The sequence below is a fragment of the Rufibacter ruber genome (assembly GCF_014138425.1).
In the GTDB taxonomy this organism is placed as follows: Bacteria; Bacteroidota; Bacteroidia; order Cytophagales; family Hymenobacteraceae; genus Nibribacter; species Nibribacter ruber_C.
On sequence record NZ_JACJIQ010000002.1, the window covers coordinates 14,381 to 27,870 of the forward strand.

Genomic DNA, 13,490 nt, shown 5'->3' on the forward strand with positions numbered 1-13,490 from the left:
CACAACTATGAAAAGAATTGCCATTGCAGGAATAGGAGGGGTAGGAGGGTACTTTGGCGGCCTACTGGCACGGCACTATGCCCCCTCAGGCGAAGTTGAGATCATCTTCATCGCCAGGGGCGAAAACGAGCGGGAGATCAGAGAACACGGCCTGCGCATTGAAACCCCTCAGGAAGACTTTACCGTCCGCCCCAGCCTCATCTCCTCAGACGCCTCCCAGATAGGCGGGGTAGACCTGCTCATCTGCTGCACCAAAAGCTATGACCTGGAGCAGAGCCTGCAGCAGCTGGCCCCGTGCATTGGCCCGCATACCGTTCTGCTGCCACTGCTCAACGGCGTAGACTCCCGTGACCGTATTAAGGCCGTTTACCCGCAGAACGAGGTCTGGGACGGTTGCGTGTACATTCTCTCCCGCTTGCGCGCCCCCGGGCGGGTGACGGTGAACGGCAACTTCGGGTCTCTGTTCTTTGGCGCCGCCCAGGGCACCCCAGCCCAGCTGAAGGCAACCGAGCAACTGTTTAAAGCCGCTGGCATGCAGGCCACGCTGGCCCCAGACATTGAGGCGACTATCTGGCAGAAGTATGTTTTCATTTCTTCTACCGCCACCCTCACCTCTTACGCAGACGCTGACTTTAAAGGCATAGTCACAGAGGCGCAGAACAAGGAGCTGTTGCGGCAGCTTTTATCTGAAATCACGGCGGTGGCCGCCGCCAAACACATTTCCCTGCCAGACACGGTTGCCCAGGAGATTTTTACCCGCCTGGAGAATATTCCGGCGGGTGCCACCTCTTCTATGCACAGTGATTTCAAAGCGGGCAAACCCACTGAGGTGCATTCCCTGACGGACTACGTGGTGCAGCTGGGCCAGCAGTTGGGTGTACCCACCCCCACCTATGCCCAAATCTATGAGGCGCTCAAGAAGCGGTAACTGCACGTTTCTGTTTGCCCTTATTAACACGTTTCTGGCAACAATGGCTTGCTGCCCACAGCTACCCGCAGTACCCTGCGCTTTACATCTGCCTGAATCCGAAGAACCTTTTTGGGGCTATTTTGGGGCTGTTTTTCTGAAAACAGCCCCAAAACAGGAGTAGCCAAAATCTGTTTTCGGCGTGCCGTTAATTTGGTTTTTGCAGGTTCTTTTTTCTACCCGGCAGGGATTTCTCCTGTCTTAGAAATCATACCTGAGACATTTGCCAAAGGAATACTTATCTGCATCTTGTTTTGGGGCTGTTTTCAGAAAATCAAGCCTAAAACAGAACTTAGCTCATTTTGGCAGGTCCTACAATACGGTCAGCGCCAGGCGGCTTAAGCACACAAATACATTTTAACGGCCACTGCGCCCGCAGGGAGTGCGCAGCCTATCAACCATTTTTGTCTGAAAAAATATTTCCTGTTTATGACCTGTTTTTCTGAAAACAGCCCCAAACCAGGACGCTCCTTCCTTCTCCCTAACGGGAGGTGATCAGCTTACTTCCCCTGCAACGTTACCACCACCGTGCGCTTGCCGCCGTGGTCCCGGTGCTCGCAGAGATAGACCCCTTGCCACGTGCCTAAGTTGAAGCTTCCGTTGGTGATGGGTATGGTGACTGATGCCCCCAGCATAGAGGCTTTGAGGTGGGCGGGCATGTCATCTGGCCCTTCTAAGGTATGCCGGTAATATGAGGCGTTCTCTGGCACCATGCGGTTAAAATGCTGCTCAAAGTCATGCCGCACCGTGGGGTCTGCGTTTTCATTGATAGAAAGGCTGGCCGAGGTGTGCTGTATAAAAATATGCGCCAGCCCTATCTGTATCTCCTCCAGCTCAGGCAGCTGTGCCTCCAGCAGATCAGTGATAAGATGAAAGCCTCGCTTCACGGCGGGCAGACGAAGCGTTTTCTGAAACCATTTCATGTCAGGCGGGAAGAATGCATTAAAAGTCTACTTCAAAGGCCCCTACGTCTGGGGTAGCGGGGTCACGCGGCTTGTTCTCATAGTCCAGCAGGAGGCCGGGCAGGGGAGTGCCCGCTTTGTTGGCGGGAGAAAGTTTAATGAGCTGGAAGTTGAATTTTTCGCCGTCTACAAACCTGGGGTCTACATTCACCTGATTGCGCAGGGCGCCGGCCTCCAGCTCCCCTTTATGCAGCAGGGTTTTCACGAACGAGTACCTGATGCTTCGGCCTGATCCCGCCCCCATGCCGCCCAGTTGCAGCTCTTCGTCCAGACGGCCCCACAGAATGCTGTTCACCACCTCTGCCTGGTACGGCGCCTCCCGCTGCACCTTACCCTCCACCACATATCTTTCCTGAAAAACAACAGAGGCCGAATTCCTGATAAAGTCACTGCTGTAGTTGGCAATGGTGCTGTACAGGATTTTGTAGTTCCCGCCCCCCAGGCCTGCCAAGGCATACTCCCCGCAGTTGGTGACCACACTGTTGACCAGCTGCACCTTTCCCCCCACACTCAGCACCCCGGCCTGCAGCATGTTTTTCAGGAAACCGTGCTCTACCGTGACCTCAGGGGAAGAAGCCCCCTGCGCCATCAGCTTTAAGCCCGTCACTGCGTTTTTAATCTCTACATAGCGCAGCACACTCCCCGGGCTACTCGCCCGAAACTCAATGCCCTGCCATTGCCCTGGGGCATTTCTATACGGCTCTTCCTGCCTGATCTGCTGGAACCGCACCCGCTCCTCATGGGTCCCCATTACGTTGAGCGTGCCCAGCACCTTCAGCTTGGCCTTGTTCTGGAGGTACACCTGCACCCCTTTTTCTATGGTAAGGGTACAGCCGGCCGGCACCGTCACAGAATCATAGATCACAAATGCCTTCTTCCCGGCCCAGGTCTCGGCACAGGCCGTCTGGTAGTTGCGCCGGAAATAGGTGGCATTCTGGCCGTAGGCCACCAGCTTCACCTTCTGCTCATTGCCGTTGGTCAAAAACAGGATGGAGTCATTTACCAGAAAGGGTGTGTCATCTGCGTGGGGATTGATGGCCGCTTTCACCAGGACCAGCAGGCTGTCACCGCCCAATAACTCCACCCCGTGCAGCTGTGGCCCCTGTCTCCCGTTCACCAGCACCTGAAACGGGGAGTTTCCCAATCCCCCTACTTTGATCTCAGAGATTCTGACGGCCTTCTTGTGGGGGTTGTACACTTTCAGGCGTTTGGTAATAGAGCCAACCTCTGTGAACACCGTATCAAACACCACTGAATCTGCCTCAAACCTTAACAGAGCGCCGGCGTCTGGGGTGAATTCTTCTTCCTGCGGGGTGCAGGCGCTCCACCAGACCAACACGCACAACAGCGCCAGGCTTGGCAGCAGGGCGTTGCGGGAACGGCGTATCAGGTGATTGAACATCTATGCAGGAACGGGTAAAGGTACGGCAGCAGCTAGTCTGGCTACGGAATCCGGTTTAGGTCTGTTTTCAGAAAAATAGGCCAAAAACGGCAGAAACAAAAAAAGCGCAGCCAAGGCTGCGCTTTTCACAGGGTATTTCTTACGCTTGGGCGCCTTCTTTCAGGCGCTCGGCGTTCTCCGCAATTCTAAGCTGCTCCACAAACTCGTCAATGTTCCCGTCAACCACGTTGGGCAGGTTGTACACGGTCAAACCAATACGGTGGTCTGTGACACGGCCTTGGGGGTAGTTATAGGTCCTGATCTTGTCTGACCGGTCGCCGCCGCCTACCATGCTCTTGCGCTGGGCACCTTCCTCTTCGTTTTTCTTGGCCAGTTCCTGCTCATAGATACGGGAGCGCAGCACCGCCAGTGCCTTGTCAAAGTTCTTGAGCTGTGACTTCTGGTCCTGGCACTGCGCCACCAACCCGGTGGGAATGTGGGTGAGGCGTACCGCCGAATAGGTGGTGTTCACAGACTGACCGCCCGGCCCTGAGGAACAGAACAGGTCCTTCCGGATGTCGTTCATGTTGAGCTCAATGTCCAGCTCCTCCACTTCAGGCAGTACCACCACAGAGGCCACCGAGGTATGGATACGGCCCTGGGTTTCTGTGGCCGGCACGCGCTGTACGCGGTGCACCCCAGACTCAAACTTGAGTTTGCCGTACACGTCTTCGCCCTTGATGCCCACAATCACTTCTTTGTAGCCCCCCGCGGTGCCTTCCATCACATCAATGACTTCCATTTTCCAGCCTTGCTTTTCTGCGTAGCGGCTGTACATGCGGTACAGGTCACCGGCGAAAAGCGAAGCCTCGTCACCGCCCGCGCCCGCGCGGATCTCCATGATGATGTCTTTGCTGTCATTGGGGTCTTTGGGGATGAGCATCTCCTTGATGGTATCTTCCATCTCCTCGCGCTGCGGAAGGAGTTCATCCAGCTCCTCTTTGGCCATCTCCCTGAAATCTTCGTCTTTTTCAGTGGCAATGACCACTTTGGTATGTTCAATGTTGCTGAGCAACAGTTTATAGCGCTCGTATTCGGACACGATCTTCTCCAGGTCCTTAAACTCTTTGTTCAGTGACTTGTATTTCTTCATGTCGCTGATCACGTCTGGCTGGATAAGCTGTTCACTTACCTCTTCAAACCGCTGCTTGATCGCTTCCAGTTTATCTAACATCTTCTGCGTTACTTAATTCAGGCCGCAAAGATAGGGAATTTCCCTTGCATTTGCCCGTGGCCGTTTTTGGTCTATTTTTCTAAAAACAGCCCGGAAACGCAAAAAGTTGCCATTACCGCACCTGTACCTCTGCCACGGCATGGCCCAGCTGGCCCTGCGCCGTAAGTCCTTCTGCCACTGCCCGGTATGTGGTTTTGGGGTCTGCGGCATAGAAGGCAATTTCAGCTTGCCCCTGGGCGTTGGTGGTGACTGACGGGTTCCAGTACAGCGTAGAGCGTATGTCTGGCATATCCACTTCCTGGGGTTGATCATAGCGGGGAGCGTAAAATTCCCGTACTTTCTGGTACCGGAAGCCGTTATAGGCTGCCAACCCCTCGTTGCGGCTGCTGCCCACTACACTTTGGCCTTGCTTTAAAGTGACTGCAATCACACCGTCGCCGCCTTGCAGCCCATAAATGGCGGCCATGGGCCCCGGCTTCAGCACATCAATGGTTTCTACCTCTTCTGAGTTGAGCATTCTGATCTGCTCCGCGTCTACGGGCATGCCGTCTAGCAAGTACAGCGGCGACTGGCTACCGCGCATGGAGATTTCGCCGTTGATGACCTGTAGCCCAGCCACCCGGCCTTGCAGGCTGCTGATGATGTCCAGGCCCGGGGGCAGGTCTGCGCCTTTGATGGTTCGGTCAGCAGTGCTATGAATACCCCGCCTCAGGTCAACCTCATCGTTTTCTTCTTTTCTGCCGTGCACTTCTACTGTATTTAAGAGAATACTTTTGCCGGCCAGCTGGTCTAGCCGCAGCTGTTCCTGATTGCCCCGCAGGTACGCCCACATCTGATCAGACAGCAAGGATAGCGGCAGGCCGTAAGGGGGCCTCCCAACTACAGGTACCAAAGGCACTCCTTTGTCCAAGAGCACGTTAAGGCTGCTTCGGCCTTTAGGCCCGCGCGCCTGCACCACGTATTTGGCACTGTCTGTGAGGTCTTTCACCCCGAAGATGAATTTACCCTGGGCATCTGCCGTGGCCATGACAAACAGCGGCGACTCTTTCAGCCCCAGCAGGGTAACCACAGCCCCCGGTTCGGGCTTGCCCGAAAGCCGTTGTACTGTTCCGCTAATGGCCAATCCCCGCTCCAGCGGATAAGCCAACATCACGTCTTTTTCCTGTAGCACGTCTTTCCAGACAAACCGCCGCCAGCCTTGGGTAAGCAGGAGGTTGTCAAGGGCTATCTGGGTTTCTGTGTCCTGTGACCGGAAATAGTACCCCGGCTGCTCTACAAACCCCTGCAGGTCTGAAGTAAGCAGCAGGTGGGTGAACAGGTTTCCTGCCTGCGGATCTGCCTCTACTTTTTTGGCATCTGTCACGGCTACTGAGAAACGGCCCTGCACCGGTTTGCCCGTCACATCTTTGGCCTGCAGCTGCATCGTTATCTTCTCCCGGGGCTTGTAGGCCTCTTTTGGAGAGGTTAAAGCCAACTGTAACCCCTGTGATTCATGCATGAAAAACAGCCGCTCCGCCAACGGTTCACCCGTCTCAGAAAACAAGGCCAGCTCAATGACACCCGCCGGTAACGTTTTGCGGGGGATATCCAGCAACAGCATGTCTTTGCCCGTACCGCTGTAACCAGAATAGCATGCCCTGCCGCGGGAATGACCTACTACATTGATAAGTTTAGGCCTATCAGTGGGCGAGAAGCCATTCAAAACCACCCGGGCCACAATTTTGTCTGGCTTAGTGTTGTCTACCATCATGACCACACCTTTTTCCTTCGCTAACGGCAACGGATAAACGGTCACAGTACCTTTGCTGTCTTGCAGCCTGGCTTCATAGCGTTTGCCCGCCTGGGGCATCATCCCAAACCGCCCCATGCCAAACTTCTGGCTCTTAAAATCTGCCACCTTGGCCCCTGTCTCATCCAGTATCTCCCCTTGCACGTCTTTTCCCAGACCGTTGGCCCCAACTGCTTTGAAACCAATCCGGCTCCAGATGCCATTCACCAACTCTCCGCTTTCCGGGAAGAACTGCAAGTCAATTTTCTCTGTGGCGGTGGGAATTTTTAGCACCTTCTGAATTTGCCTGCCTTCTTGCTGCACATTCAGGAGTAACTGGGCCTGCTGCCGGTTTTCATTGTCTGGTAAGTAAAAGCGCAGTTGGGCGGCTCCGCCCAGGTTGGTGGTGCCTTTTTGCTTACCAGCTGTTTTCTTACCCATTTGAATGGCAGAGGTAAACGGAAGCAGGCCCAACGCCTCTTTTTTATAATTAGATAACCCCAGGTTCACCAGCACAGAGTCTCCATTGCCCTTCCGCTTGAACGTAAATTCCGCCGCAGGCAAAATACCGTCTACCCGGGGGTTCCAAATCTGCACGTTCTGGTGGAAGAAATAACTTTCACCCTTGTTCTGCATCCAGCTGGTAAAAGCCCGCACCCGGTACAACCCCGCCGGTATAGTGTCTTCTAAGGCAAAGTCACCCTGCCCAAACCCATTCTGTATGTCTACCACCGCCCGCCGGTACACAGAGTCCTGGGGGTTGATGAGTTCCACGTACAGCACCTTGCTCAACGGGCTGGGCACATGGTACGCCGCGTCTACCAGATAGGCACTGAACCAGATGTCTTCCCCGGCGGCATAATACGGCTTGTCCAGGTGCAGGTAGACTTTCTCCTGCGGGTAGTTTTTCCCAAAGGCAGCGAGCTTTGCCAGAATCTTCTCCAGCATGCTTGCATCCTGCCACTGTTTAGGCGCAAAGGCTGAAACCCAGAACAGCCCCAGCAGAAGGCAGGAGAAAACCAGTACCCGTATCCTTGACTTCATCTTTAATTTAAATTGATATTCTTACAGACCCTAAATGCAGCAGCGTGAAAGTTTCTATAGCCGTTACCGCACCTGCATTTCGCCATTACCCCTACCTAGGCTTCCCTTTGAAGTGACTCCTTCTACCACGGCCATATAACTTGTCTTAGAGTCTGCACAATAGAAGGCCACCTGCGCTTTTCCCTCTGCATTGGTCTTGATGGCGGGGTGCCAGTACAAGGTGGTTCTCCAATCTGGCACATGCACCTCAGACGGCTTATCATATTTGGGCATGTAGAACTCCCGCTCTGTCAGAAATTTTGGCCCCCTATAAATTGCTACACCTTGCCAACGGGCATTGGTCTTTGCGGCATACGTACCTGGTCTCTTTAAAATAATGGAAATCACTCCATACACCCCTTCAGAACCATAAATAGCAGAGGGGGCACCTGGCATAAGCACATCTACCCGTTCCACCTCTGTCACATCAACCGCTTGCGCCATACCCATGTCTGCCCGAACGCCGTCAATCAAGTACAGTGGTTCTGTAGAACCGGCTTCACTTGCCCCTCCTTCTCCGCCAAAATCAAACGATTGCCTTGCCGCCCCCCTGAGCACCAACTTACCCTCAACCATGGCAACTCCCGGTGTTCTTCCAGGCAGACTGGAGATAATATCTATTCCTGGTGAGAATCTGCTGCCAGAAACGGAGTAACTAACATCTCTGGGGGCATGAAGGGTACTGCGGTCAGCCATACTTCTGTTTGCATCAGGATCTTTACGGCCTCTGATAACCACTTCACCCAGCATCACTCCCTTGCCCATAGACTGATCTACTTTCAACTGTTCCCTATTGCTGCGCAGGTATGCCCACTGTGGGCCAGACAACGGAGTGGCAAGCGGTGCATAAGGCACCTTGGGCTGCACAACAGCAGGAGCCAACGTCTCAAGGTTGACCAGTAAATTACTCTTCCCTTTTTGGTTACTGGCCTGCAGCACCACCCTGGAACTATCTGTTAAGGGTGGCAACGCAATAGAGAACCTTCCCTGCGCATCTGACTGCCCTACCAGCATATTCTTCATTTTAGCCACATCAAACATAGTCACCACCGCATCTTTCACAGGCTTCTTCTCATTATATTGGGTTACCACGCCACTCACTGACAGCCCCTGCTCTAACGGAGAAGACATAACTGGAAACTTATCTTTCATGATCTCTTGCCAGACAAACCGGCGCCAGCCTTGCGTGAGCATAAGATTGTCTAGCGCCAGCTGCACCTCTGGCTGATCAGAAGAGAAGTAATAATCTGGCTGCTCAATGTACCCCTTCAGATCTGAAGACAATTGCAGATACGAAACTATGTTGGCAGCATGGGGGGCGGGTACTACCGTCTTGCTGTCTGTCACACTCAGGGAGAAATTGCCAACAACCGGCGCGCCCGCTGCATCTTTCACTTCAATTTGCAGCGTAGCCTTTTCTCTTGGCTTGTAAGCAGGCTTGTCTGGGATAACAGCTATCTTCAGGTTCTTGCTTTGATTTACAAAAACCAACCGTTCTGCCAGAGGTTCGCCAGCCTGATTAAAGAGCGTAATCTGCGACACCCCTGAAGGAAATTTCTCTTTAGGGATATCTACCTGGAAGACATCACGCCCGGTGGCACTGCTGGCCCCAAAGAAAGTGACACCTCTTGCTTGCGCTACCACATGCAGCCCCGTAGGCTTGCCAGTGCCTTCTGCAAACCCAACTGCATAGCACTTTACCCGCACTTTGTCTGACTTAGTATTGTCTACCGCCATAACCATGCCTTGGTCCAAAGGCAGCGGCAGGTGATAAGTAGTCACAGATCCGGTTGCGTCTTTGACCTTGGCTTCATACCGCTTTCCTTTCTCTGGCATAAACCCCAGACGGCCCATGCCAAACTTGAGGCTGGCAAAATCTGCGACTTTGTTTCCACTCTGATCAAATATACCGCCCTTCACCTCTGCCCCCAGGCCTTGGGCATCTACCGCTTTAAAACCTATGGTGTTCCAGAACCCGCTCACTAAATTTCCTCCCTCCGGAAAAAACTGCAGGTCTATCTTGTTCGGTTTAGGTATAAGCAGGTTCTTAGTGATTGTCTGCTGCCCCTGCACAAAAGCCAACCGCAGCTGGGCGTTCTGCAGACCATCTGTATCTGGCAGGAAGAACCTGAGTTTGGTTTTACCCGAAGGGTTGGTGGTCACTTTACGGGTACCCACCTTTTTTGCCCCTTGCAGCACGGTATAAGTAAGCGCTGTTTGCGGCCCGGGCGCGGCAGAGGGAGTCAGTAACTGCAGGTCAACCAGAACAGAGTCCCCTTTGGCCTGAGGCTTGAAGGCAAAATCAGCAGCAGGGGTTAAGTCACTTTCCCGCGGGTTCCAGATCTGCACATTTTGGTGATAAAAATACGCCTCATCAAAGTTCTGCATCCAGCTGGTATAGGCCCGCAGGCGGTACAGCCCTGCCGGAATAGTATCTGACAAGGTAAAATCACCAGCCCCCTTCCCTTCTTTTATCTGAAGCACCACCCGCTGGGCAATGGAATCCTGCGGGTTCACCAATTCAACATACAATACTTTACTGATGGGGCTAGGAGCGTGATCTGAGCTGTTCACCAGGTAGGCACTAAACCACATATCTTCCCCGGCGGCATAGTAGGGCTTATCAAGATGGAGGTAGACTTTCTCCTGCGGATAGTTATTTTCAAAGAAAGTAAGCTTACCAATTATTTTTTCCAGCATTCCCTCTTGCCAAGCCTTGGGGACAAAAGCAACAAACAAGCAAAAGCAGGCCACAGACAGTAACCTGAAGGCAATCTTTGATTTTGGGGACATGAATAAAGGGGATAGGCTAGTGTATACAAACTATATGAATCAATAAATCTACTGAAAGAATTGATTTAAACTATAGGTGATCAAATATAATTTTTAACATAGAAGAAGCCGCTCATGAAGCTGCAATCATTAAACTGGTTAGGTTTTATGATTGCCCTGCCAAAGTCTGAGCTTGACTAGTTTGTAGAGCATTTACAGATGGCTGGCAGCTATTCCCTGAAAGACACCTTATGCCCACAACCGTTGCAGGAACCTCAGCGCATTCTGGTGACTCACGGCTGCCAGCGCTGTCTCAGGGTACTGCTCCCTCAGCTCCTGTAAGATAACCTGGTACTGCCGGGCGTTGCGGTGCCCCTCATGAAAATTAGATTCCCCGCCAGCCATGTTGCCCGTCTCCTGAAAAAAATCTGCGCCAAAGCAGAGGGCTTGCGGCGCGTGCTCCAGCCCGTAGTGCACATGTTCCAGCAAGACCTCGGGCCGCTCTGGGTGCACAAACTTCTTCAGGAAGTTAAGCCCAATCAGCCCCTCCCGCCGCACCACCTCCTGCACCAACTCCAGCGGCAGGTTGCGGGCGTTGCCGTACACCTCCCTGAAATTGGAGTGGCTGGCAATCACCGGAACCTCCAGCCCATGCTTATCAATAAAATTCAGCAGGGCATAGGCGGCGGCGTCTGAGGTGTGGGCCAAATCCAGGGCAATGCGGCGGCCGTGCAGGTAGCGCAGCAGCTCCTCGCCGTCTGGTTTCAGACCTATGCCCGGGGTAAAGTTGCCGCCGCAGAACCGGTTCTCCTCAGCGTGGGTGAAACTGATGTACAGCAGCGGGCCGGCCAGGCGTATGATTTCCTCCAGCCGCTCAAAGGCCTTTTCCAGCGGCTCGTCCTCTTCCACCAGGCCAGACGCGTTCTCAATAGCCCCCATGATGGCCACCCGCTCGCCCTGCGTCACCTGCGCCAGCACCTGCTGCTGGTTTACCCCGGCAAAGCAGCTCTCCGCCTGCAGCAGGTCCTCCCTGTAAAGCCGGGCCTGTTTCAAAGTAAACGCCGCACTTCCGGGCTCGGTGGGGGTGAAGAACGCCATGACCTGCAGCCTCACCCGCCCTTCCTGCAAATGCGGAATGGCGCAGCCTATCATGTCTACATCCATGGCTGTGGCCTGCGGTACCCACGCCAGGTACCCGGTAAGGTCGCAGTGCAGGTCAATGATGGGAAGGGGATGGTTCAATGTATTATTCCTTGTGTTATTTCTTAAGGTATATCTCTTTCCGCCCGGGGCATACCCCTAAGCCTGAGTGAACGTATTCAAAAGCAATACAGAAGCTTGCCCACAAAGTGAAAAGGCGGTCTACGGAAGCCTTTCCCATTCGGCCCAAATATTTTTCAGAAGGCACGGTAAAAAGCACAGGCCCGGTTTGTCTTTGCACCCCTGTCATTTACGGCCTTCCCCTGGGCTTCTGTTTTAGGGCTGTTTTTGGGAAAACAGCTCCAAAACAGAAATTCAGCTAAAAACCAGCTCTAGCCCCAGAGCGGACAAAAAATTCCTGTTTTTGGCCTGTTTTCTGGAAAACAGGTCGAAAACACCTGCTTCTGTCCTGGTGGCCCAGCGGCTATCCAGAAGGCAGATTCCCCCTTCTTTGGGCTTCCTGTTCTGCCAACATACAAAGAAGCGGCGGCTCCCGCACCACAAAGCCATATTTTTTCCCGATTTTTGCAGAAACAAACTTCGGCGCAGCCGAAAGCACAGCCCACAGATTATGACCGCACTACCTTCTATCATCCTGCACAACGGCAAAGAGCACTCGCTCAAACGTTTTCATCCGTGGGTTTTCTCAGGGGCCATCAAAAAGATGGACGAGGGCGTGCAGGAGGGCGACGTGGTGGCCGTCTATACCAACCGCCGCGAGTTCCTGGGCATTGGCCACTACCAGCCGGGTTCCATTGCGGTGCGCATCTTCTCGTTTGACGAAGTGGAGATTGACTACGCCTTCTGGAAGAGCCGCGTGCAGCGCGCCGTGGACTACCGCCGGGAGCAGGGCTTCCTGGACAACCCCCAGACAGACGTGTACCGCGTCATCTTCGCCGAAGGCGACAGCCTGCCCGGCCTCATTGTAGATGTGTACGGCAACACCGCCGTGCTGCAGGCGCACAACGTGGGCATGTTCCACGTGCGTCATGAGATTGCCCGGGCGCTGGTAGAAGTCTATAACGGCACCCTCACCGCCGTGTATGACAAAAGCGCCGAGACCTTGCCCAGCAAAGGAACCGAGCAGGGCCAGAACGGCTACCTCATTGGCGAAACGCCCGTGCCGCACGTGGTCACCGAGAACGGCAACAAGTTTCTGGTGGACTGGGTGACGGGGCAGAAGACCGGTTTCTTCATTGACCAGCGCGAAAACCGGGCCCTGCTGGCGCACTACTCCAAGGGTAAAACCGTCTTGAACACCTTCTGCTACACCGGCGGCTTCTCTATTTACTCTTTGAACGCCGGGGCCACCGCCGTGCACTCAGTAGATGTCTCTAAAAAAGCCATTGCCCTCACGGAGCAGAACGCTGAGCTGAACCACGGCCAGGACCGCCACCAAGCCACCGCCATTGACACCTTTGAGTTCTTGCGCGGCAAAGAAGGGTTGTATGATGTGATTGTCCTGGACCCGCCTGCCTTTGCCAAGAGCCAGAAAGTGCGGCATAACGCGCTCATGGGCTACAAGCGCCTGAACGCCGAGGCCATTGAAAAGATCAAGCCCGGCGGCATCATCTTCACCTTCTCCTGCTCGGGCGTGGTGGACAAAGACCTGTTCCAGAGCACCGTCATGGCCGCCGCCATTGAAGCCGGCCGTAACGTGAAAGTCATGCACCACCTCTCCCAACCCGCTGACCACCCCGTGAGCATCTTCCACCCGGAGGGTGAGTATTTGAAGGGCCTGGTGCTGTATGTAGAATAGTTAGTAGCAGGTAGCGCGTATCAAGTAGCAAGACTTGTGATTTCTGTTTTCGGGCTGTTTTCCAGAAAACAGCCCGAAAACAGAAAGGCCTCTGCCGTTTGATGTCGGCAGAGGCCTTTCTGTTTTTTTCTAACCGCCAGTTGCCGGAGAAGCACTGGCGCGAGACTCCAGTCTCGTGACTGGGGATGAAGCGAGTCTCCAGACCCGCCGGGAACCACCTGTTATTTCTTGAACGTGTATCAATTATTTATATGACTCAGAGGACATGGAAATAAATTTGAGCCAATAGAGGATCGGGAATGGACCTTTCGCTGCTGGGCAGCGAGGGTAGTCTGGAGACTACCAGTTATCCGTAGGCGCGAGT

The 13,490-nt window shown here is 53.9% G+C and carries 8 protein-coding genes; 2 read left to right on the top strand and 6 right to left on the bottom strand.

All coding sequences use genetic code 11. From position 1 onward, the window contains the following. The first annotated feature begins 7 nt into the window (after window positions 1–7). Entirely contained in the window at window positions 8–928 is a 921-nt protein-coding gene (locus tag FHS90_RS02695) for a ketopantoate reductase family protein (protein ID WP_182511598.1), read from the top strand. A 539-nt stretch (window positions 929–1,467) separates the two neighbouring features. On the opposite strand, the gene FHS90_RS02700 is transcribed toward FHS90_RS02695, so the two are convergent. The 6 genes from FHS90_RS02700 to FHS90_RS02725 form a co-directional block, all read right to left on the bottom strand. Then, complete coding sequence (locus tag FHS90_RS02700) at window positions 1,468–1,890, bottom strand: secondary thiamine-phosphate synthase enzyme YjbQ (RefSeq protein WP_182511600.1); 423 nt, start codon at window positions 1,888–1,890, stop codon at window positions 1,468–1,470. Window positions 1,891–1,909: 19 nt separating this feature from the next. Then, a complete protein-coding gene (locus tag FHS90_RS02705; RefSeq protein WP_182511602.1) occupies window positions 1,910–3,331 on the bottom strand; it encodes a hypothetical protein in 1,422 nt (473 codons plus the stop codon). 139 nt (window positions 3,332–3,470) lie between these two features. Continuing rightward, window positions 3,471–4,544 carry a peptide chain release factor 1 gene (prfA, locus tag FHS90_RS02710; RefSeq protein ID WP_182511604.1) on the bottom strand — a complete coding sequence of 358 codons (1,074 nt, stop codon included), beginning with the start codon at window positions 4,542–4,544 and terminating at the stop codon, window positions 3,471–3,473. 112 nt (window positions 4,545–4,656) lie between these two features. Next, the gene (locus FHS90_RS02715) at window positions 4,657–7,356 is read right to left on the bottom strand and encodes an MG2 domain-containing protein (protein WP_182511606.1); all 2,700 of its coding nucleotides are present in this window, start codon (window positions 7,354–7,356) and stop codon (window positions 4,657–4,659) included. Window positions 7,357–7,419: 63 nt separating this feature from the next. Further along, window positions 7,420–10,095, bottom strand: a complete 2,676-nt coding sequence (locus FHS90_RS02720; RefSeq protein WP_182511608.1) for a TonB-dependent receptor plug domain-containing protein — start codon at window positions 10,093–10,095, stop codon at window positions 7,420–7,422. Window positions 10,096–10,416: 321 nt separating this feature from the next. Next, window positions 10,417–11,409: a dipeptidase gene (locus FHS90_RS02725; protein WP_182511610.1), complete on the bottom strand. Its 993-nt coding sequence runs from the start codon at window positions 11,407–11,409 to the stop codon at window positions 10,417–10,419. A 529-nt stretch (window positions 11,410–11,938) separates the two neighbouring features. Between FHS90_RS02725 and FHS90_RS02730 the strand changes: the two genes are divergently transcribed. Further along, window positions 11,939–13,126, top strand: coding sequence for a class I SAM-dependent rRNA methyltransferase (locus tag FHS90_RS02730; protein ID WP_182511612.1), 1,188 nt, complete (start codon window positions 11,939–11,941; stop codon window positions 13,124–13,126). Window positions 13,127–13,490: the final 364 nt, after the last annotated feature.